The organism is Serratia sp. MYb239, from assembly GCF_002966855.1.
GTDB lineage: Bacteria > Pseudomonadota > Gammaproteobacteria > Enterobacterales > Enterobacteriaceae > Serratia_B > Serratia_B rhizosphaerae.
On the sequence record NZ_CP023268.1, the window covers coordinates 499,462 to 519,670 of the forward strand.

At 57.5% G+C, this 20,209-nt stretch carries 19 protein-coding genes, 1 tRNA gene and 2 pseudogenes; 4 read left to right on the top strand and 18 right to left on the bottom strand.

Annotated elements, in window-relative coordinates; genetic code table 11:
- Nucleotides 1-16 precede the first annotated feature (16 nt).
- The 17 genes and pseudogenes from CLM71_RS02380 to CLM71_RS02455 all read right to left on the bottom strand — a co-directional run bounded on the left by CLM71_RS02380 (nt 17) and on the right by CLM71_RS02455 (nt 15,576).
- The gene (locus CLM71_RS02380; RefSeq protein WP_105229583.1) at nt 17-691 is read right to left on the bottom strand and encodes a hypothetical protein; all 675 of its coding nucleotides are present in this window, start codon (nt 689-691) and stop codon (nt 17-19) included.
- Between the two features lie 7 nt (nt 692-698).
- Nucleotides 699-1,265: a phosphate propanoyltransferase gene (locus CLM71_RS02385; RefSeq protein ID WP_105233197.1), complete on the bottom strand. Its 567-nt coding sequence runs from the start codon at nt 1,263-1,265 to the stop codon at nt 699-701.
- Between the two features lie 96 nt (nt 1,266-1,361).
- Entirely contained in the window at nt 1,362-1,805 is a 444-nt protein-coding gene (locus tag CLM71_RS02390; protein ID WP_105229584.1) for a BMC domain-containing protein, read from the bottom strand.
- 10 nt (nt 1,806-1,815) lie between these two features.
- The gene (gene cutD / locus CLM71_RS02395; RefSeq protein WP_105229585.1) at nt 1,816-2,763 is read right to left on the bottom strand and encodes a choline TMA-lyase-activating enzyme; all 948 of its coding nucleotides are present in this window, start codon (nt 2,761-2,763) and stop codon (nt 1,816-1,818) included.
- A 65-nt stretch (nt 2,764-2,828) separates the two neighbouring features.
- Nucleotides 2,829-5,207, bottom strand: a pseudogene (gene cutC / locus CLM71_RS02400) (choline trimethylamine-lyase); the annotation flags it as partial.
- Between the two features lie 71 nt (nt 5,208-5,278).
- Nucleotides 5,279-6,233: pseudogene (locus tag CLM71_RS24420) on the bottom strand (pyruvate formate lyase family protein); the annotation flags it as partial.
- A 2-nt stretch (nt 6,234-6,235) separates the two neighbouring features.
- Nucleotides 6,236-7,447 (bottom strand): 1-propanol dehydrogenase PduQ, encoded by a 1,212-nt coding sequence (locus CLM71_RS02405; RefSeq protein ID WP_105229587.1) that lies wholly within the window; start codon nt 7,445-7,447, stop codon nt 6,236-6,238.
- A 12-nt stretch (nt 7,448-7,459) separates the two neighbouring features.
- Nucleotides 7,460-7,717: a EutN/CcmL family microcompartment protein gene (locus CLM71_RS02410; RefSeq protein ID WP_105229588.1), complete on the bottom strand. Its 258-nt coding sequence runs from the start codon at nt 7,715-7,717 to the stop codon at nt 7,460-7,462.
- Nucleotides 7,718-7,741: 24 nt separating this feature from the next.
- On the bottom strand, nt 7,742-9,331 hold the full coding sequence (locus tag CLM71_RS02415) for an acetaldehyde dehydrogenase (acetylating) (protein WP_105229589.1): 1,590 nt from the start codon (nt 9,329-9,331) through the stop codon (nt 7,742-7,744).
- A 90-nt stretch (nt 9,332-9,421) separates the two neighbouring features.
- Nucleotides 9,422-9,700 (bottom strand): BMC domain-containing protein, encoded by a 279-nt coding sequence (locus CLM71_RS02420; RefSeq protein ID WP_105229590.1) that lies wholly within the window; start codon nt 9,698-9,700, stop codon nt 9,422-9,424.
- Nucleotides 9,701-9,713: 13 nt separating this feature from the next.
- Nucleotides 9,714-9,998: a BMC domain-containing protein gene (locus tag CLM71_RS02425; protein ID WP_015670697.1), complete on the bottom strand. Its 285-nt coding sequence runs from the start codon at nt 9,996-9,998 to the stop codon at nt 9,714-9,716.
- Between the two features lie 23 nt (nt 9,999-10,021).
- Nucleotides 10,022-10,300, bottom strand: coding sequence for a BMC domain-containing protein (locus CLM71_RS02430; protein ID WP_015670698.1), 279 nt, complete (start codon nt 10,298-10,300; stop codon nt 10,022-10,024).
- 500 nt (nt 10,301-10,800) lie between these two features.
- Nucleotides 10,801-11,319 (bottom strand): FidL-like protein, encoded by a 519-nt coding sequence (locus CLM71_RS02435; RefSeq protein WP_105229591.1) that lies wholly within the window; start codon nt 11,317-11,319, stop codon nt 10,801-10,803.
- Nucleotides 11,316-12,113, bottom strand: a complete 798-nt coding sequence (locus CLM71_RS02440) for a winged helix-turn-helix domain-containing protein (protein ID WP_105229592.1) — start codon at nt 12,111-12,113, stop codon at nt 11,316-11,318. Before CLM71_RS02440 ends, CLM71_RS02435 begins: the two co-directional genes overlap by 4 nt.
- 290 nt (nt 12,114-12,403) lie before the next feature.
- On the bottom strand, nt 12,404-13,789 hold the full coding sequence (locus CLM71_RS02445; protein ID WP_105229593.1) for a GntP family permease: 1,386 nt from the start codon (nt 13,787-13,789) through the stop codon (nt 12,404-12,406).
- Nucleotides 13,790-13,791: 2 nt separating this feature from the next.
- Complete coding sequence (gene denD, locus CLM71_RS02450) at nt 13,792-14,754, bottom strand: D-erythronate dehydrogenase (protein ID WP_105229594.1); 963 nt, start codon at nt 14,752-14,754, stop codon at nt 13,792-13,794.
- A 54-nt stretch (nt 14,755-14,808) separates the two neighbouring features.
- Entirely contained in the window at nt 14,809-15,576 is a 768-nt protein-coding gene (locus CLM71_RS02455; RefSeq protein WP_105229595.1) for a DeoR/GlpR family DNA-binding transcription regulator, read from the bottom strand.
- 399 nt (nt 15,577-15,975) lie between these two features.
- Here CLM71_RS02455 and CLM71_RS02460 point away from each other — a divergent pair.
- From CLM71_RS02460 to CLM71_RS02470, 3 genes are all read left to right on the top strand, one after another.
- Nucleotides 15,976-16,060, top strand: a tRNA-Leu gene (locus tag CLM71_RS02460).
- A 258-nt stretch (nt 16,061-16,318) separates the two neighbouring features.
- Nucleotides 16,319-16,708 (top strand): polymorphic toxin type 44 domain-containing protein, encoded by a 390-nt coding sequence (locus tag CLM71_RS02465; RefSeq protein WP_105229596.1) that lies wholly within the window; start codon nt 16,319-16,321, stop codon nt 16,706-16,708.
- Nucleotides 16,686-17,111: a hypothetical protein gene (locus CLM71_RS02470; protein ID WP_105229597.1), complete on the top strand. Its 426-nt coding sequence runs from the start codon at nt 16,686-16,688 to the stop codon at nt 17,109-17,111. Before CLM71_RS02465 ends, CLM71_RS02470 begins: the two co-directional genes overlap by 23 nt.
- Nucleotides 17,112-17,209: 98 nt before the next feature.
- Here the strand turns inward: CLM71_RS02470 and CLM71_RS02475 are convergent, their stop codons facing one another.
- The gene (locus CLM71_RS02475) at nt 17,210-18,250 is read right to left on the bottom strand and encodes an IS630 family transposase (RefSeq protein WP_004966524.1); all 1,041 of its coding nucleotides are present in this window, start codon (nt 18,248-18,250) and stop codon (nt 17,210-17,212) included.
- 306 nt (nt 18,251-18,556) lie between these two features.
- Between CLM71_RS02475 and dptF the strand changes: the two genes are divergently transcribed.
- Nucleotides 18,557-20,206, top strand: a complete 1,650-nt coding sequence (dptF, locus tag CLM71_RS02480) for a DNA phosphorothioation-dependent restriction protein DptF (protein WP_105233198.1) — start codon at nt 18,557-18,559, stop codon at nt 20,204-20,206.
- Nucleotides 20,207-20,209: the final 3 nt, after the last annotated feature.

Consider the following 20,209-nt stretch of genomic DNA (forward strand, 5'->3'; position numbering starts at 1 on the left):
GGGAATGTTTTTTTGGTTATTGGCTTCCTCGTTGGTATTCCAGCGCCAGATCGGTCAGCCTGGCGCCCGGCGGGCAGCGGCCGTTGCGCTGTTTGAGTTCGCTGAGGGTGATATAGCCGCCGGTTTCAGCATCGGCGCCAGTAGCGGCCGCAGGCGGCGGCGCCGGTGACAGCATCTGATCCAGGCTGCAGAACTGTATGCCGCGCTGCGCCAGCCGGGGCAGATTGTCCGCCAGTGAGTGCGCGTCTGCGCTGCGGCCAAGCCCTTTGAGCCGGTTTAATTCGCTGTGCGGATTGCAGTTGTAATTCAGCGCCAGCACCGGCGTGTTATGCAGCCGCGCCAGCTGAATGCAGCGAGCGGCTTCAGACTGAAACAGGTCGTGGGCGACTTCCGCTGCGGTGGCGAAATCCAGGAAGGGTGCGATGACGCGATCGATGTTTTCCAGCGCGCCGACTTGCGCCATCTCCTCCAGGGTGACAACGTGGCCCAGCTGCCGCCAGGCGTCTGCCGGGTGAACAGCCTGCGCCCTGTCGGCAAACAGCACCTGCGGCGCGAAGTGACGACAGTGCTGCAAACGCGCCAGAATGATTTCGTGGTAGCCGTCTGCGGCGGTGAGCAGCAGCAACAGCCGCGGCCGCATACGCATCAGTACGGCATTCACGATGCGGTCGAGAGTGTCGTCTTGCATCATCGCCCCCTCAGCCCGCCAGCGTGACGCTGTCGCCGGAGGCCAGTCCGGCGGCGTTGGCTTCATCGGTGTCAATGTGCAGTTCCAGCGCAAAGCTGTCTTTCACGCGCACCACCACCTGGTCGAAGACCAGCGCGCGCAGGCCTGCCGTTTTGACCCGCACCGCCTGACCGTTGCTCACTCCCAGCCGGGCGGCGTCCAGCGGTGACATATGGATATGCCGCTGGGCGCAAATCACCTGCGAACGCAGCGCGACATAGCCCGCCGGGCCGGCCAACATTGCGTCGCCGGAGGCCTGCAGCTGGCCGGACTCGCGCACCGGCGCTTTCACCCCGAGGGTAAAGCAGTCGGCCTTGGAGATTTCCAGCTGCGAAACGTCCCGCGCCGGCCCCAGCACCCGCACCTTGCCAATCGCGCCCTTCGGCCCGATGATGGTTACGCACTCTTTGGCGGCGAACTGTCCCGGCTGGCGCAGTTCCTTCAGCGGCGTCAGTTGGTAACCCGGGCCGAACAGCGCCTCGATATCCGGCTGCGACAGGTGGACATGGCGGTTGGAGACGCCAACCGGGATTGCCATCTCCGACGGCTGCGGCTGCGCCAGGTTGTGACGCACCTTTTCCAGTAACGATGCTTTAAACATAGGGTTGTTCCTGACTGTTAAGAGACGCTGTCGTTATTTCTGATCCTTTTTGCCGCCGGCCCGGTTTTCGGTGCGCGCGGGTTGTTTAGCCTCGGCGGTCGGTGGCGGGGCATCGTCCCGTTTGTCGGCCGGAGCGGCTGCGGCTGCGGCGGCTGCGCTCGGTGCGATGGCGGCATCGTCGTCTGATGGCGTCAGGGCGTTGCCCGCCAGACCATTCAGCAGTGCCACTACCTGTTCGCCCGGACGGGCGATAACCAACCGGCCGCGGATAAACGTCGGCTGGCCGACGGCGGCGACGCCGCTGTCAACGGCGCTTTTCACCGCGCTGATCTCGCCGCCGAGGAATACGTTAACCAGACCGGCGCCGATCTTCTTGTAACCCAGCAGCGTGACCGAGGCGGATTTACAGGCCGCGTCGGCGGCCTGAATGGCGGCGGTGAGGCCGTAGGTTTCAATGACTCCCAGGCTTAACTTCATGTGATTCTCCTTAGTGCCTTACCAGTCTGATGTCGAAATCAAAGCGTTGGAAAAACGCCGCCAGTTGATCCAGCTCTTGCTCGCTGTAGCTGGGGTCGTGCTGAATGGGATAGATCATGTCGAGCCGGTCGTATTTGGTGTTGCCCAGCTGGTGGTAAGGCAGCACGTCGATGCGGCTGATATTGCCGTGCCGCGCCAGCGCGGTGACATAGTCAATCGCGCCGGTGATGGCGTCGTAGGAGTCGTTGTAACCGCGCACCAGCGGCATACGCACCACGATATGGGCGCCAAGCTCCACCAGGCGCTCCAGGTTGCGCTTCACGCCTTCGTTGCCGACGCCGAACAGTTCGCGGTGGCGGTCGCTGTCGATATGTTTGATGTCGAACAGGAACATATCGGTGCAGGTCGCCAGCTTTTCGTAGTTGGCCAGCGGCGTGGTGCCGTTGGTCTCAATGGCGGTGTTGATCATCATTTTTTTGCATTCGGTCAGCAGCGCGACAGCAAAGTCCGCCTGCAGGCTCAGCTCGCCGCCGCCCAGCGTCACGCCGCCGCCGGAGGCGTAGTAAAAGTCGACGTCCTGCAGGATGATGTCCATCAGCTCCCGCACCGTGACGTCTTTGCCCATAATGTCCAGCGCGTCGCTGATGCACACCTCTTCACACTTGCGGCAGCCGATGCAGTCGATCTGACGGTCAACCCGATGCTGTGGGTCGCCCTGCGGGTTTTTGATCATCGAGTGGATGCCCACCGGGCAGACATCGACGCACTGACCGCAGTCCACGCACTTGTCGCGGGAGTACATCACCTGAAACTGGCTGCTGAGCCCTTCAGGGTTGGCGCACCAGGCGCAGCGGATGTTGCAGCCTTTGAAAAAAATCAGGGTGCGGATACCGTCTCCGTCATAGATCGAGTATTTCTGGATGTTAAAGATGCGACCCTTTTGCTCCATGTTATCCATGGTTATCGTTACCTCATTAGTCGGGCGGTGGGATAACGCCTCCCTGCGTCATCCCCGGCGCAATATCAGAACTTCTCAATCACCGTACGGCTGATGATTTCGTCCTGAACCTCTTTGCACAGCTCCACGAAGTAGGCGCTGTATCCCGCAACCCGCACGATCAGGTCGCGGTATTTCTCCGGCTCCAACTGGGCTTTTTTCAGCACCTCGTTATCGACATAGCTGAACTGCATCTGGCCGTTGCCGAGAATCGAAGCGGTGCGCAGCAGGGTGATCAGCCCGCCCTTGCCTTCCGGCGTGTCCAGCAGCCCTTTGAGGAACTTGAAGTTGTGCACCATGCCGATGTTCATGGTCTCCACGTTCATTTTGCTGACGGACTTGATGATGGCGGTCGGCCCCTGTTTGTCCGCGCCCTGTGTCGGGCTGATGCCGTCGGACAGCGGCATCCAGGCCAGACGACCGTTCGGCGTCGCCGCCGTCAGCTCGCCGATTGGCGTGTTGTTGGAGATGGACAGGGTGCCGTGGCTCAGGCGCGAGTAGAGCATCTTGTACTGACGGCATTCGCGCTCCGTCCACTCGGTGATATCGAGGGCGAACTGATCCACGCTGTCATCGTCGTTGCCGTACTTCGGCGCGTTCAGACAGTCGCGGCGCAGCTGTTCGTAGCCTTCGAAGTTGGCCAGCAGCGCATCGCGGATCTGCTCCAGGGTGTATTTACGATCCTGATATACCAGCTTGCGGATGGCGGCCATCGAGTCGACATAGGTCGCGAGGCCAGAGAAGATCAGGCCGGGGCCGTGGTTGATCACCGCGCCGCCGGCGGCGACGTCGAGGCCTTTTTCCATACAGCCTTCCACCAGCAGCGACATCAGCGGTTTGGGCGCGACGTCGCGGTGCACGCGCTGGCTGATTACGGTGCCGATGGCGGAGAGTTTGACGATATGCGCCACCTGCTCCTTCACTGCCCGGTCAAAGTCCTCATAGGTTTTCAGCGTGTGCAGCTCGCCGGTATCCAGGCCCTGATAGCTGTCGAACAGCACCATGCGGCCGCGGTTGAGCACAAATTCGATGGCGATCGGCCACTGGGTGTAGCCGGTGGAGGTCCACTGGTAGATGCGGCCCGATTTTTGCGGCTCCACGCAGCCCATCAGGCAGTAGTCGCGCGCGTCTTCAAAGTCGAACCCTTTACGCAGCATCATCTTGATGTGGGAATCATCGAAGTGACAGGCCGGGAAGCCCATGCCGGCTTTCACCACCTCGACGATTTTTTCCATATACTGCTGCGGCGACTGGTTGTGAATACGGCAGGCCAGCGACGGCTGGTACACTTTGACAAAGCGCACCGCATCCATAATCAGGTAGGTCAGTTCGTTACAGGCGTCGCCGCCGCTGCGCTTCTGGCCGCCCACGGTCAGGTTGATAAACGGCTGGTAGCCGGCGAAGTACTTGGCGCCCTGTTCGCTGGACATCCACATCAGCTCGGCGCACTTGATGATAAACGCCTGCATCATCTCCAGCGCCTGCTCCTGCGTCAGACGGCCGGAGGCGATATCCGCCTGGTACATCGGGTAGCAGTACTGATCCAGACGCCCCAGCGACAGGCCGGTCTGGTTCTCTTCCACTTCAAACAGCGACTCCACCGTCCAGATGCTCTGCAGCGCTTCCTGCAGGGTCTGCGGCGGGTTAGCCGGCACGTTGTCGTTGGTTTCCGCAATGGTCAGCAGCTCGGCGCGCCGCGCCGGATCGTGCTCCTGCGACGCCAGCTCGCGCGCCTTGTCGGCGAGGCGTCTGGCATAGTTCATCACGCCGTCGCAGGTTTCGATCGCCGCCTTGTAGAAGTAGATCTTGTCGATATCTTCCGGATTTTCCATGCTCAGCGCGTTGAGGCGCTGCTGGGCGTCGGCCTTGATGCCGTTCATGCCCTTGGTGAACAGCAGGATGTCGTAGCCGGGGCAGGTATCGCCGCCGCCGTTGATCTGGTGGTAGGAGAGATCGCTGACGAAGGTCTCGCCGCTGAACGACCAGACGCCGGCCTCGCGGTACTGCGCTTCGCAGATCTCATCCAGCGAGCGGCCTTCCCAGAACGGTACGATCTGTTCGCGGATAATCTGTTTGTCTTCTTCGGCGATCTCGAACGGATCCTGCGGGCGGGTGCTCATGGTATCCAGTTCGTCCTTCACCCAGCGCCAGGCGATATCCGGCGAGAAGGCGCCGGCGCGCGGTTTGCCGCACGGGTGGCCGACGATAAGTTCGTCCGGTTGGATCAGGATCGGCGCGCTTTCACAGGCGGCGCGGAACGACTTGGCGCGCAGCAGAATGGTCGGCAGGCCCGGGTTGTTTTTCGCCACCTCGGTAAAGGCCAGGGCGCGGAAGATGGAGACGCTCGGGCGGGCGTCCAGGTAATTGTCGCGCAGGCGCTGCAGACGCGGCGTCAGGCCCGGCATCAGTTGACCGGCGCTTGGTGCCGGCTGCGTGCCGGCGGCGGCATGGTGCTGAATAGGGGAGGCGGACCGGCTGCCAAACAGCCGGACGCGCAGCGCCGGGTTGACGCTTTCCAGGTTGCGGCGTGCGGCCAGCAGCATGGCGGACAGTTCGTTAATGACCAGCGCCGGGTCGTCGATGCTTACGCCGCGCAGCATGGCGTCGAACATCGGGTAGCCGTCCTGCTCGCAAGGGGCGCGCACTTCTGACAGCTCGCACAGTTTTAACCACAGGCACTCGACGATCTCATAGGCCTGCGCCGGCGTCAGGATGCCCTGAGCGATATCGTGCTGGTAGAAGCCGTACAGCAGCTTGTCGAAACCGCCCGGGCTGACCGCGTAGCTGCCGTTTTCCAGGTGCAGCGCCAGCTGGAACAGGTAGAACGCCTGGCACGCCTCTTTAAAGCTGCCTGCGCCCTGCGCCGGCACTTTTCTCAGAATGGCGGCCGCCTCGCGCAGCTCGGCCTGACGGTAAGGGTGGTTTTCCACCGCGGCCAGATTTTCCGCTTTGTCAGCCAGCTTCTGCGCCAGATGAACAACGGCGTTGCAGGCGTAAATTATCGCGCGGCACTGGTTGGCTTCATCCAGTGCGCCGCGGCTGACCGCGCTGCCGATACTTCTGGCGCGGTCTTCCATTTCGGCGCCGATGGCGCTCAGGCCTTTGGTTATCACCGTCAGATAGTCAGGTGAGGACTGGCCCGGTGCGGTAAAGGCGGAAGGGGTGCGCAGCTCGCTTTCGCTGTGGAAAATGGCGGCGCGCGGGGCGGAGGACTGGCTGCCGATAATCAGCTCATCCGGGCCGATATAGCCGGGCAGTTTTTTCACCAGCTCATTGAAGCGCCGGGCATGGCGAACCTGAGCCGGCTGGCCGGCCACGTCGTCATGCAGCGTTTCCAGCAGGCTGGCGCGCTCGGTGCTGATGGTGCTGTTCTGGGATAAAAAGCGTTCCGCCAGCTGCTGTACGCGCGGCGTCAGTGCATAGTGTGCCATGTTCAATATCTCCTGATTCCTTCGCCTTGCACGTTGTCGCGCAAAGTCCGTAAGCTTGATGATGGGTCGTTGCCGGCGGCACCGTGGTAAGCGCGGCGCAGCATGCTTTCGAGATCGGCGAGGCTGACCTCACGCGGGTTGGTTGGTGTGCAGCCGTCATTCAGCGCCTGATGCGCCATTTCGTTCAGGCAGACCTGGAAGCGGTGCTCGTCCAGCCCGGCAGCGTGCAGGCTGGCCGGCATGTTCATTTCCTGTTTCAGCGTGGCGATTGCCACCAGCAGGCTGTTAACCCCTTCGCGCGCGCTGGCGGCCGGCAGCGCCAGCAGGCGCGCCAGTGCGGCATATTTATGGGCGGCGGGGGTGGCGCACTCGCCGTCCAGATCGGCGTTAAAAGCGATGGCCTCATGCATCAGCAGCGCATTGGCCCGCCCGTGCGGTACGCCGAACATGCCGCCGAGGGCGTGCGCCATGCTGTGGGTGACCCCGAGCGAGGCGTTGGTGAACGCCATACCGGCCATGCAGGAGGCGTTATGCATTTTCTCGCGCGCCAGCATATCGCTGCCCTGTTGGTAGCAGGGCAGCAGATGGTGGAACACCAGCTGCACCACCTTTTCCGCCAGCGCGTCGCTGAAATCGCTGGCGCGCCGTGAGACATAGGCTTCCAGCGCATGGCACAGCACGTCCATGCCGGTGTCGGCGGTAATCACCGGCGGCACCGACGCCACCAGTTGCGGGTCAAGAATGGCGACGTCGGGCAGCATAAACTCATCCACCAGCACCAGCTTTTCACTGCGCGCTTTGATGACGGAAAAACTGGTGACTTCAGAGCCGGTGCCGCTGGTGGTGGGAATCGCGACGAAGCAGGGGCGTGGACGCCGGCGCTCCTGGCGACAGTGCCACAGCGTGTACATCACCGCTTTGGCCGCATCGATCACCGAGCCGCCGCCCAGAGCGATAATCAGCTCGGGGTAGTCGTCGTCCATCATCTTCATCCCGCTGACGATGGCGGCGATATCCGGATCGGAGGCGACGCTGTCATACTGGCGGCAGCGCACCTGCTGCTGTTGGAGCAGACGCGTCACCTGCTCCGCCATCCCCAGTTTCACCATCGCCTGATCCGTCACCAAAAACGCCGAACGGCCGGGCAGATCCCGCAGCGCGTTCAGTGCGTCCGCACCGAAATGGATTTTTGGCTTAATCAGAAATTCATTCATGCCTGCTTCCTCTTAACGCTCCCGGTGAACCTTCTCGACAATGGCGACGATCGACATGGCCTTGTAGCGCTCTTTGTTCAGCGCGAAATACTCCTCCACCAGCACCAGGTCATCCTCCCCGGCGCCGACGCTGTCGACCGCCACATAGGTCCGGTCTTTGATGGCCTGCAGGTCATCCCCCAGCGCCGTCACCAGCAGCAGGTTGCTGCCGCGCAGTTCGTCGCTTTTCTGTGTGGCCACCACGTGTCCGGTTACCCTTGCGAGAATCATTGCTTATCACCTCTTATTGCCGTGTTACCGGGACATACGGCCAAGCACCGCTTTGATAATGTGCTCGACGTTTTCTTCGTTGATGTCGTTGGCCGCCTGCGCCGCCGACGGGCTTACCGCGCCGAAACGGTCGTCTGCCTGAGCGCACGGCGGCTGCGCGGCGGCCTGCGGCCCCTGCTGGAAGCGTGAGTCAGCGAAAATACTGGTGTTGTGATCCGGTTGGCTGCTGCTCTGCCGGGCGGGCTGACGCAGATCGTCGATGCTGCGCACGCCGTAGCCGACCTTGCGGATATTGATCAGATTCAGCGGCCCGACGTTATCGGAGGTGGAACCGCCGCCGACGGCGCCGCAGCCGAGGGTCAGCGCCGGTATCAGGTTGGTGGTGGCGCCGATGCCGCCCAGCGCGGCGGGGGTGTTGATCAGAATGCGGTGCACCGGTTTTTGCAGTGCAAACTCGCGGATCACCTGCTGGTTCTGCGTGTGGATCACCAGCGTATGTCCCAGGCCTTCGTTGGTGAGCAGCTCAACCACGCGGTCGCAGGCGTGCATCCAGTCTTCTTCGATATACAGCCCCAGTACCGGACAGAGCTTTTCACGGGCGTACGGGTTGCTGCGCGACACGCTGTCCTGCAGGGCGATCAGCACCCGGGTGTTCGGCGGTACGTTGAAGCCGGCGCGCTCGCTGAGGTAGATCGCGGTTTTGCCGACGATTTCCGGGTTGATCATGCCGTTCGGCCGCAGCAGAATATTGGCCAGGCGGCGGGCTTCGTCGTCATTCAGGAAGTACGCGCCCTGCGCCAGCAATTCGCGGTGCACATCCTGATAGATGCATTTCTCCACGATGATCGACTGCTCAGAGGCGCAGATCACGCCGTTATCGAAGGTCTTGCTGGTGATGATGTCGCCGACCGCCTGTTTGACATCGGCGCTGCGCTCGATAAACGCCGGGCCGTTGCCCGGGCCGCCGCTGATGGTCGGCGTGCCGGAACTGTAGGCGGCGCGCACCATGCCTTCGCCGCCGGTCGCCAGGATCAGCGCCACGTCTTTGCTGTGCATCAGGGTTTTGGTCGCATCCAGCGTCAGCTGGGTCAGGCCGTCGACGATGCCGGCCGGCGCACCGGCCTGCAGGGCGGCATGTTTGACGACTTCAATCGCCCGCTGGCTGCACTGGCGGGCGTTCGGGTGCGGGGAGAAGATAATCGCGTTGCCGGCCTTCAGGGCAATCAGCGTTTTGTAGAAAATGGTCGAGGTCGGGTTGGTGGAAGGCACCAGCGCCGTGATGACCCCCAGCGGTACGCCGACGTCCATCACCTTGGTTTCCCGATCGTCGCGCAGAATACCGACGGTTTTGATTGTTTTAATATGCGAATAGACGTGCTCGGAGGCGAAGATATTTTTTAATACTTTATCCTGCCAATTACCGAAGCCGGTTTCTTCATGCGCCAGCTTAGCTAACTCTTCCGCATGCTGAGCGGCATATTGCGCAATCTGTTTAATAATATCGTCGATCTTTTCCTGTGAATAACCGGCGAATATTTTTTGCGCCTGTTTGGCGTTATTAATTAAATTTCTCGCCTGCTGAATAGATTGTAAATCCGGATCTAATGTCGTCATTAGTCTATTCCCCTGAATAGGAAATTAATGGGTACTCTCGGCGGTAGGGTAATAATGTCTATCGTGCTTTAACTATTTTCCCGGCTGTTATCAGGTTTTATGTTTAGCGGCGATTTTCTCAATATCGTTATGCGGGCGGGCAATCACCCGCGAAGAGACCACATGGCCGATACGGCCGGCGGCCTCAAGGCCTGATTCCACTGCGGCGTTCACCGCGCCGACGTCGCCTCTTACCATCACGGTCACCAGGCCGGAACCCACGTTCTCATAGCCGATCAGCGCGATATTGGCGGCCTTGCACATGGCATCGGCGGCTTCAATCGCCGGCACCAGCCCTTTGGTCTCGATCAATCCGAGTGCGTCTTTCATGTACGGCTCCTGGTTATTCGGCAACTTTGTACTGTGCGACGATTTTCTGAATGTCGTTGTGCGGACGGGCGATAACCAGCGAGGTCACCACTTCACCGACGCGCTGCGCCGATTCCACGCCGGAGTCGACCGCCGCCTTCACCGCGCCGACGTCGCCTTTCACCATCGCGGTGACCAGGCCGGAACCGACGTTCTCGTAGCCGATCAGCTCCACGTTGGCCGCTTTACACATGGCGTCTGCCGCTTCTATGCAGGCCACCAGCCCTTTGGTTTCAATCAATCCTAATGCGTCACCCATGATCGTTCTCCCGATTCAGGTCGTTATGCCTTGTGTTTAATAACGATTTTGTTGATGTCGTTGTGCGGACGGGCAATCACCAGCGAAGTCACCACTTCACCGACGCGCTGCGCCGATTCCACGCCGGAGTCGACCGCCGCCTTCACCGCGCCGACGTCGCCTTTCACCATCGCGGTTACCAGGCCGGAACCGACGTTCTCATAACCAATCAATTCCACGTTGGCTGCCTTACACATGGCGTCCGCCGCTTCCACACAGGCCACCAGCCCTTTGGTTTCGATCAGACCTAATGCATCACCCATGATTGTTTCCTCCACAAAGTCAGTTGATGGGGTCATCACCCGACTGCGCCGTGGGCCATTTGCCCCTGATACGGCCAGTCACTGGCACTATACCCCTTAAGTGATAATGCAAAATATAAATTCAATATATTAGACATATTTAGTTTTAAGCTCTGTTTTTCACGCTTGTAAGGCCGTTAATTTATTTGTTAATGCTGATTTTAATACGGGTAATAGCCGTGCTTACTGGTGAAAAAAGGCGGCTGCGGCGTTTCATCTCTCCCCGTCTCAAGCTTGTTAATAAAGTTGTTATCAGCCGGATTTTTTCGGTAACCGGGCTGGGCGCAGAGTGTGGCCCAGCGCAAGTTTTTATCCGGCCGCTGCACCGGCCTGAGGCGTGGCGGCGGGCGGTTTCAGCAGAGAAGGGGACGGGTTAACCTGGAAGGGATGCAGCGAAGAGGCGCAAAGCGCGGTGCCGTACATGTAAAACACCGCGCAAATAACAGAGTAAAGGAAGGGAATCAGCGGGCTGCGCCGGGCTTCAGCGTGCAGATATACAGCGGCGAGTTGATTGAACTGAGCAAGACCGTACGCGGGTTGATTTGCTCCACCGCCAGCAGCAGGCCGTCGTGGCTGTCTGACATTTCCCGCATAAAGTAGTCAAAAATCACGTCCGGCGACTGGTCGATGGAGGACTTGCTGGCGACCCAGCGGTTGATGCGGTAATAGCGGGTGCCGGGCGAGATACGCTTGCTGGTGTAATCAAACTGCACGTAGCGCTGTAAATAGAGCCAGCCGGCGGCGGAGTTGGAATAGCCTTCTACTACGATCGAACCTTTATTGTCGGCGTTAAAGCTGAAATGGATATTAACGTTGACGGATTCGGTCTCGGTATCTTCAAAATGCATAATCGCTTTGGTGGAGCAGTTTAACAGATCGTTACGCCAGATGGCTTCGTGCCGGGCGGCGATAAATATTGCCAGCAGCAGCAACAGCACAGAGCCGAAGAAAAAGCATTTCCCCCAGACTAATTTTTTCATACTGGCTTCCATGAATAATAAAAATAGTTATCGCAGTAGCTGAACGAATTATCCTGATGTTTGACGCAGTGCGCGAGGAAGGTGCGGCCTAATCCGTTGGACTGCAGCTTATCGCCGTAAAAGAACAGAAACTGCTCCCCGTTATGGTATTTGATGCCTTTCTTTTTCTTCACTGCGTTAAAGTTCTGCAGGTAATTATTGCGCATGCGCTGGTCCAGCATCATGTCGGTGGAAAACACCTCGACCGGCGTCTGCGCCAGCTGTGAAAAGCGCAGCGGCGTCAGGCTGCGGCCGTTGCTCCACGACCAGCCGAACAGCGCCAGCGCCAGCAACACCAGAACCGCGCCGCTGTAGCCCCAGTAGTGGTCATGTTCGCCGGCGGCAGCGGACGGCGGCGCGCTTGCCGGCTCTGCGGCAGGCGGCGCGGGTTCGCTGGCCAGTACGGCGGGGTGCAGCGGTGCGTCGTCAATCACCTCTATCTGCAGCTCGGGGTTCAGCTCCAGCCGGCCACGCGATACGGTGACGATCACGTTGTCGATGCCGTAGCGGCGGAACGCCTTGCGCAGCATGCTCAGATACTGGTTGAGGTTGCTGTTGGAAGAGACCAGGCCGTTATCGTCCCAGACGCGTTTCATAACGTCGTCGCGGCTGATAACGCCGGGATGCTGGATAATAAAGAACAGCAGGGCGTTGGCGGTGATGGTGAGCTGGGTATCGGACTTACCGCCGTCATTCAGCCGGAGTGAACCTTCGGTGGCGTCATAATCAAGAAAGGCATTTATTCTGTACTTCATTATCGCCCTCCGGGGTGTTGATAGCTCGCCATCGACCCGCTGCTGCCGGCATAGCCGGCAATGATGCCCAGCGCGGCATGGGAGATTTATCTAAACATGTGAACAATGATGCTGCGAATCATAGCCAGCGGCAGGTGGGGGGGACTTGATCGAGGTCAAGCCCCTTCCCGGCGGGGGAGCGACAAGCTGCAATTATGCCTGCCAGTTCACATTTCCGGCATAATGATATGATAGTAAAGATTTTTCCTAAAGCCGGGGCGGGCGCTGAGACCGGCGTCCGCCCCGGTGCGTTACAGCAGCCAGTCCAGCAGCACGACCCCCACCAGGCTGATCGCCCAGGCGATGGTGGTGGGCACCGACCACACCATAATCTGCTGCTTCACGTCCTTGATGCCCATCATGCGGTTCACCACCCAGAACATGCTGTCGTTAAAGTAGCTGAAGAACAGCGCGCCCATGGTCGCCGCCTGCGCCGCCGCCAGCATGTTGATGCCCGGCAGCTGGCTGACGATGGGTGCGGAGATGGAGGCGGCGGTGATCATCGCCACGGTGCCGGAGCCCTGGATCAGCCGCACCAGCGTGGCAATAAAGAACGGGATCAGCACCGGCGACAGCGGCAGGCTGGCGACGTGCTGCGCCAGCAGGTTGCCGGTGCCGCTTTCGCGCAGCACCGCGCCCAGCGCGCCGCCGGCGCCGGTCACCAGCAGGATGATCCCTGCCGACTGCAGCCCTTCCTCCAGCCGCTCCAGCGTTTGCTGTTTATCGACCTTCGGCATCAGGGTGCTGACCGCCAGCAGTACGCTGATCGCCAGCGCAATCACCGGCGAACCGAGGAAGGCGAAGGTCTGCCCCCACAGGCTTTCCGTCAGTCCGCTGAAGCCGTCGAGCTTCGCCAGCATGCCGTTGACCGCGTTGATAAAGATCAGCGCGATCGGCGTAACGATCGGCAGCAGCGACAGCATCAGCCCCGGCAGCGCCTTGGCGCCTTTTTCTGCCAGGTAGTTATCGTGGGCGACGCGCAGATCCTGCGGCTCCTCGTCATCCATACTCGGCTGAAAATCCGGGTACTTCTTGCCCAACCAGCGGGCATAGAGCACGATGCCGACCACGCAGGGCACCGCCAGCGCCAGCCCGGCTAGCATCATCGCGCCGATATCGACGCCGAAGATGCCGGCCACCCCCAGCGGCCCCGGCGTCGGCGGCACCGCGTGGTGGGTGATGATCAGTCCGCCGGCCAGCGCGACGCCTAGCGTCAGCAGGTTACGCTGGCCCTTTTTGGCCAGCGCCTTCACCAGCGGATAGAGGATAACGAACGCCGAATCGACAAAGATGGGAATGCTGACGATATAGCCGGTGAATGCCAGCGCCCACTCTTCGCGCTTTTTACCCAGCCATTTGATAAAGCTGTAGGCGATCTGTTCCGCCGCGCCGGAGACTTCCAACACCCGGCCCATCATCACCCCCAGCCCGATCACGATGCCGATGCTGCCGAGGGTAGAGCCGAAGCCCTTGGTGATGGTATCCACCGTCTGCACCGCGCTCAGCCCGCCGGAGATGCCGGCGATGGAGGCGGCGATCAGCATGGCGATCAGCGCGTGCACCCGGGTGCGCAGCACCAGAAATACCAGCACGAACACCGCCACCGCCAGGCCGATAATCGGAATATATAATTCCATGCTCAGCCCTCGCCCTGCGCCTGCTCATCGCTCAGGAAAGCGCGGATCGCCTGTTGAAAATCTTCATCGGCGCCAAAGCCCATCGCCAGCGCGCGGCGCACGTCGAAGTTGCCCGGCCAGCTGGCGACGATGCGGTTGATCGCCTCGTCCGGCTCAAAGCGCACCAGATTGCTGACCTGTTCGCCGGCGACCTCGCGCAGTGCCGCCAGCATCTGGCGCACGCTGACGCTGATGCCGGGCAGGTTGACGGTGCGCGAGACGCCGAAGGCGCTGGCGGGCAGGGTGGCGGCGTGAATAAAGTTCTGCACCACGCGGCCGGGGCTGGAGAGCCACAGCGTCAGCTCCGGTGATACCGGGCACACCGCCGCTTCGCCGTGCAGCGGTTCGCGGATAATGCCGCTGGCGAACGACGAGGCCGCCTTGTTTGGCTTGCCCGGCCGCACGCTGATGGTCGGCAGGCGCAGCACGCGGCCATCGACAAAGCCTTTGCGCGCGTAGTCGTTGATCAGCAGTTCGCACATCGCCTTTTGTGTACCGTAGGAGGACTGCGGCGTCACCGCGCAGCCGTCGTCGATCAGCGCCGGCAGCTCGCCGCCGAACACCGCCAGCGAGCTGGTGAAGATAAACTTCATCGCCGGCGCTTTGTGGCGCGCCACTTCCAGCAACTGGCGCGTGGCATCGAAGTTGACCTGCATGCCGAGGTCAAAGTCGCTTTCGGCGTGGCTGCTGACGATGGCGGCCAGATGGAACAACACGCCGCAGTCGGCATCGATCAGCGTTTCCGTCGCCTGCGGCTGGCTGAGATCGAGCGCCACGCAGCGCACGCGCGCGTCTTCTACCGGCGGGCGCGGCGTATTAATGTCCGCCAGGATCAGCCGTTCGAACGGCAGGACGTTGTTTTGCAGCAGCGCGGCGGCCAGACGCTGGCCGAGGAAGCCGGCGGCGCCGGTAATAATAATGTTCATGGTGATACTCCTGTTCCCTAGTGTTGTTATGGTTGTTGTGTCTTGTGTGGCGCGTCAGAGGTTGACGCAGTGCAGGCGCAGCCCGCGATCGTTAAGTTGCTGCTGCGCTTCCGCCGCCAGTGCGGCGTCGCACAGGATGTCGTCCAGCGCCTCCAGCGGGCAGACGCGGAACATGCCGTACTTGCCGAACTTGCTGCTGTCGGAGACCAGCACCCGCCGGCGCGCCACTTCCAGCAGCGCCTGTTTCACCAGCACTTTTTCTTCATGCGGCGTCGACAGCCCGTGCTCCAGATCCCAGGAGCTGGTGCTGATAAACGCCACGTCGATATTCAGCGTGCGCAGCAGCATGGCGGCGCTGTTGCCGACGCAGGAGTAGTTGCGCTGGTCCACTTGCCCGCCGGTGTGAAACAGGCTGAGCTGCGGGCGGTTCATCAGGTGCTGGATAATGGAGAAGTCGTTGGTGACCACCGTCAGGTTGAAGCGCTCCGCCAGGTTGCGGGCGATTTCAAAGGTGGTGGTGCCGGCGTCCAGATAGACCACCTGGCCATCCTCCACCAGGCCGGCGGCGTATTTGCCGATGGCGCGCTTATGGCGGTGGTGCAGCTGCATTTTTTCGTTGTAGGCCAGCTCTTGGCGCAGCGCGTCGCTCAGGCGCACGCCGCCGCTGACGCTGACCACCTTGCCCTCTTCCTCTAGCACGCGGATATCGCGCCGTACCGTCATATGGGACACGCTCATCAGCTCCGTCAGCGCGGCGATGGGCACCAACTGATATTCATGCACGTAGCGATAGATAAAATCGCGGCGTTCGGATGGGATCATGCACTCTCCTGTTGGCCGCTGACGCCTGCAGAACGCGCGGCTGTTATTTTTTGTTATCTGTGAAGATAATTGACGATCTGGTTTAACAAGTAAGCGATATTTGTCACAAATAGCGCGCAGGGGATGGATGGCTGCTAGGTAGTTAATTGGTTGAAAATATTTATATTAATTAAGGGTCGTTGATAAAGAGGCGTGCACAAAACGCTGTGATAAATAATGTGACGGCTAACATCTTTTGTTAGCGTTGAGGAGGGGAAACGGACGGCGGAGAGGGGCGCGATCGGCGCGACGCCGGGCTACGCTGATTTTTTCGGCACTTAACGCGTTGAATCGGTGATAACTGTTGCACCCCGATAGCTGGCAGGTATAATGCACCCGTTTTCCGCATTCTACTTCAGTGCCGAAGTGGCGAAATCGGTAGACGCAGTTGATTCAAAATCAACCGTAGAGATACGTGCCGGTTCGAGTCCGGCCTTCGGCACCATTTAGCAAGTAGCAGTGCAACAAGAAGCCACCGAGAGGTGGTTTTTTTGTGCCTGGAGTTTGGTGTTGCTGCTGTTTTCTGTGGTGTTAGTTCCCATCTGGCTCCAACTGATAGCTGTGTACATCTGGCCGCAGTGCTATTTGCCCTGAGAGTTTTAACATGTTGGTGCTGAGTATCACACTCCAGGCATTTGCCTATTAATCATACCGTTGCTATATGCATATACTCCGTGAGGATTTTTTCACTGAGGGATAAGTGATGTCTTCAATACCTGTTGCAGGGCCGGGGATTGGCATTGTGCGCAACAACATGAAAGAGGCGAGGAAACGCGGTGAACCACGAGGTATGGCGCTTCCTTTAACTTATTACTGGTTCTATCAGAAAGTTCGCAATAAAGGCCCGTGGGACTATAAGCAGTTTGACCCATATTGGGCTGATTTTGGTAACTTTAATTTTGGTGCAACGGGTTTTGCTGCGGGTATTCCGGTTAATATTCTCTTAATGGGAGCCGGATGGGCGCAAACCCGAGCTAAAACATCACGCTCGGAATGGGGAAAATGGTATAAAGATCCTCCCTATGGTGACGATCCCTCCGATCAGTATTGGATAAAGGAAGGAGTCAAATATGCCGCTGAAAACGGTTATTAAGTGGTTTCATTATTCCCTGACTGCCGTCTTGCTGATCGTTGTTATTGGCTTTGTGATACTTAATGCTGATGGGGATAAGATGACAGGCACCCGGTTGGTGAGTTCACAACAGCTTAGCGACAGCACCTGGCTCTATGTCACGGAATATTCAGGCGGCGGGGCCACCGTGGCCAACTCTTACCGCTACTATTTATCCGGGAAGCTGGAGGGGAATGTGAACGCCAGCCTTGCAAAGCAGGTTCCATTTCTGGTCGCTGCGGGTAGTGCAGCAAATGTCAGTGCTGATGGCGATATCATCAATATCAAGTACAGTGGTCGGGTGTTTTCTTTTAGTAATTCTGTGGTTTATGAGGTGAATGGGAAAACACAGATGCCGAATCTTCGGTTTGAGGTGAGTAATTGAATTGATAATGTATTTTTTATGTGTATAACCAATTTATTGTGATGTTTTATTGAGCGTTTTCGAGTGAAGATATAACATTCTCTGCTAAATAGCTGCGCCTAATACCGCTCCACTTTTGCCAGGCCATGTTTTCCTCCGGGGAATGGGCTGGCGGTTTCCATAAAATGCCGTACCTTTTTCAGCAGTTGCCACATTGAACGGCATTGATGGTTGCGCGTTATCGTGTTGTGCAACGCCTGCCATAACCGCTCAACGTGATTCACCCACGGCGAGTAAACCGGCTGATAAATCACCCTGAACTTCGGGTTCTCCTTCAGCCAGCGCTGGGTTTCCCGGCTTTTGTGGATAATGTAGTTGTCCACGATCAGCGTGATGGTTTTCGCCCGCCGGTACGTCGCTTTAAGCCGCTTCAGCAGGCTGATGAACAGCGCCGAACTTTTGCTGTTGCCGCCCACGTAGCTGACTTTGCCCGTGCCGCAGTGCAGTGCTCCGGCCAGATAGTATTTTTCGTTCTGTCCCGGCGTCACCACGCGTTTTTGCTGCCCGCGTAGCTGCCAGTCCGCACCGATTTTGGGATTAAGATGGATATCCACCTCATCTTCATAAAATACCGGATGCTCTGCGCTGCATTCGTCCAGTGCTTTGTGGATTGCCGCCATCTTTTCATCCTTATGCGGGTCACGGATACGCAGAGTTGGCGCGGCCCTGCGCCATACCATCCCGGCCGATGGCAGCCAGCGGCGAAGGGTCCCGGCATGTAACTGACATCCGGTTATCTCATTGATTTTTATTGCCAGCAATTCGGTACTCCAGCGTGAACGCTGATAGCCAAAATCACCGGGAGTGTGTTTTATCAACTCACGTAATAACGTGCAGATATGCTCAAAAGGCCAGCGACGGGAACGCCCTGCGGGGAGTGATTTGAGGCCTTCAACACCTGACTGCGTGAACCAGTTAATCCAGCGTCCGACGGAGGAACGGGCACAGCAGAGCGTTCTGGCAACGTCGATGACGCGGTCACCCCGATGTAGCATCAGCATGGCAGTCAGCCTGCGGGCATAATTTTTATCGTGCGTTTTATGGATTGCTTTCTGCATCAGGCGTCGTTCGTCACGGGGAATAGGTGCTATGATCGGCATCGCTCAGTCCGGTTAGTGATTTGGGATATTCAGCGATTGATCAGATCGCACAATCCGGACTGAGTTCCCTCAAAGTGATCTACTATTCCGCGCAGCTATTTAGGACATGCTCTGCTATTCCTACAGACTCCGGCAGTGGAAGCCCTATCGTGGAGTCAGACTAGGATTGTCTATCGAAATAAGATAGTCTGAGTATTATTACCACGAGTGATTATATTACTTCACAGAAGTGGTTAAATGCTCGGTGGAGAGAACATACATAATTATATAGAATGGGTATTATTCTTCCTTAGGGACCCTGCGGTTATGAGTGCGATCACATTACGTCAAGCATTGAGTGTACTTGCGAAGTCATCCTCTTTCTCCGTTACCACGGTGACAAATAGAAAAAAGGATGAACTCGATGAGTTAAAGGAAAAACTTTTTGTAAAACAAGAGATTGAAGTTGATCTACAACGTCATTTGGATGCTGCTAAGCCCGGTGAAATCATTTTTTTGTGCGGAAGTAGTGGGGATGGAAAGTCCGAAATTTTAACCCGTTGCCAGTCTGATCCTCGTTATCAGCAGCGATTTAGTTTCTATATGGATGCCACGCATAGCTTTGCACCTCGACAATCAGCTATTGATGCATTGAATGATTTATTTTCGAATCACCATCAGCAATCATCTCCGCTTCTCATCGGCATCAACACCGGTATGCTCGCAAATTTTGGCAGAGAAGGTGCTGAATGCCACTATGAGCTCCGGTCTGCAATTGACTCTTTTTTATCTATTCAGCAGAACGCAAACCGTCCTTATCGTAACGAAAATTGTACTTTTTTTGATTTTGAACATTATCCTAAATTCAAATTTGACGAAAATAAACAATACTCATCATTTATTAAAGAACTATTATATAATTTAACTCGTGATGATGAGGGTAATTTATTCTATTTTATTTTTCGGCGTGATGAATCTGTGAACCCTGGCCTGAAAGAGGTCGCGAACTTTAAACTACTTTGCTTACCTGGCGTACAGAATGTTTTAATTACGCAGTTATTTAAAGCCCGGCTAATTAAAGATCAGTTTGTAACAACAAGAACATTGCTGGATTTTTTGCATCATCTGCTGATGGGGCCTGGTTACTTATTTGATAACCTTTTCACTGGTGTAGAAAATGATCTGATTAAAAAGGTTTCTGATTTCGATCCCGCCAGATTGCATACTTATGAACTTGATCAGTTTATTTTACGCTATGAGCTTGGGCTGGCTGATGTAGAACTTGACGATTTTTTAGTCGCACTTGAGACGTTGCACATAAAGTTTGATCGCCAGTGTGTTAAGCCTGGTGACGCAACCTCATTGGTCCGGCTTTTTTGGCTGCTACAACACGAATCGCTGGGGAATGATTATCATCGGAAATTTTCCGCGTTCTTTAACGAATCGTTGTTTGAACGTTACTCAGAAATCTGGCATCTGCATAGAAATTACACAGCAGATCCGGAGCAAAAAAGGTCACTGAATCGCTTCTATATTTTCGAACTTATCGCGGGTATTCAGCGCTATGCGAACCGCAAAGCGCCTGAGTTAAGTATGCAAAAAGAAGAGTTCTTTTTGGGGGAATTCGGTGGGATTAAGATAACCGCACCGGTAGAGGTGAAGCCTGATTGGGATGCCATCCGCAATAAACAGACGGCCCACCCAACTGGCTTCGATGTTTATTTAAAAGTTGGGAAAAATCCACTGCCACATGTCCATGTCGGGCTTAATCTTTTTGAACTATTGGACAAGCTAAATAATGGCTATCGCCCGAATAAATACGATAAAAATGCCATTGTATTGCTAGATGAAATTGTTGATTTGATTGCAGAGCAGGCTAAATCTAGCAATGAAATTAAATTTTATGATGGCGGACAACGGGTTTATCGCGCAAAGGCGGATGACGACATGATCACTATTAGCGGTATGGAGGGCTAGAAT

Coding starts and splice junctions, on each gene's coding strand:
- CLM71_RS02380 (WP_105229583.1), bottom strand. CDS start 691: ATGATGCAAGACGACACTCTCGACCGCATCGTGAATGCCGTACTGATG.
- CLM71_RS02385 (WP_105233197.1), bottom strand. CDS start 1,265: ATGGCAATCCCGGTTGGCGTCTCCAACCGCCATGTCCACCTGTCGCAG.
- CLM71_RS02390 (WP_105229584.1), bottom strand. CDS start 1,805: ATGAAGTTAAGCCTGGGAGTCATTGAAACCTACGGCCTCACCGCCGCC.
- cutD (WP_105229585.1), bottom strand. CDS start 2,763: ATGGATAACATGGAGCAAAAGGGTCGCATCTTTAACATCCAGAAATAC.
- CLM71_RS02405 (WP_105229587.1), bottom strand. CDS start 7,447: ATGAATGAATTTCTGATTAAGCCAAAAATCCATTTCGGTGCGGACGCA.
- CLM71_RS02410 (WP_105229588.1), bottom strand. CDS start 7,717: ATGATTCTCGCAAGGGTAACCGGACACGTGGTGGCCACACAGAAAAGC.
- CLM71_RS02415 (WP_105229589.1), bottom strand. CDS start 9,331: ATGACGACATTAGATCCGGATTTACAATCTATTCAGCAGGCGAGAAAT.
- CLM71_RS02420 (WP_105229590.1), bottom strand. CDS start 9,700: ATGAAAGACGCACTCGGATTGATCGAGACCAAAGGGCTGGTGCCGGCG.
- CLM71_RS02425 (WP_015670697.1), bottom strand. CDS start 9,998: ATGGGTGACGCATTAGGATTGATTGAAACCAAAGGGCTGGTGGCCTGC.
- CLM71_RS02430 (WP_015670698.1), bottom strand. CDS start 10,300: ATGGGTGATGCATTAGGTCTGATCGAAACCAAAGGGCTGGTGGCCTGT.
- CLM71_RS02435 (WP_105229591.1), bottom strand. CDS start 11,319: ATGAAAAAATTAGTCTGGGGGAAATGCTTTTTCTTCGGCTCTGTGCTG.
- CLM71_RS02440 (WP_105229592.1), bottom strand. CDS start 12,113: ATGAAGTACAGAATAAATGCCTTTCTTGATTATGACGCCACCGAAGGT.
- CLM71_RS02445 (WP_105229593.1), bottom strand. CDS start 13,789: ATGGAATTATATATTCCGATTATCGGCCTGGCGGTGGCGGTGTTCGTG.
- denD (WP_105229594.1), bottom strand. CDS start 14,754: ATGAACATTATTATTACCGGCGCCGCCGGCTTCCTCGGCCAGCGTCTG.
- CLM71_RS02455 (WP_105229595.1), bottom strand. CDS start 15,576: ATGATCCCATCCGAACGCCGCGATTTTATCTATCGCTACGTGCATGAA.
- CLM71_RS02465 (WP_105229596.1), top strand. CDS start 16,319: ATGTCTTCAATACCTGTTGCAGGGCCGGGGATTGGCATTGTGCGCAAC.
- CLM71_RS02470 (WP_105229597.1), top strand. CDS start 16,686: ATGCCGCTGAAAACGGTTATTAAGTGGTTTCATTATTCCCTGACTGCC.
- CLM71_RS02475 (WP_004966524.1), bottom strand. CDS start 18,250: ATGCCGATCATAGCACCTATTCCCCGTGACGAACGACGCCTGATGCAG.
- dptF (WP_105233198.1), top strand. CDS start 18,557: ATGAGTGCGATCACATTACGTCAAGCATTGAGTGTACTTGCGAAGTCA.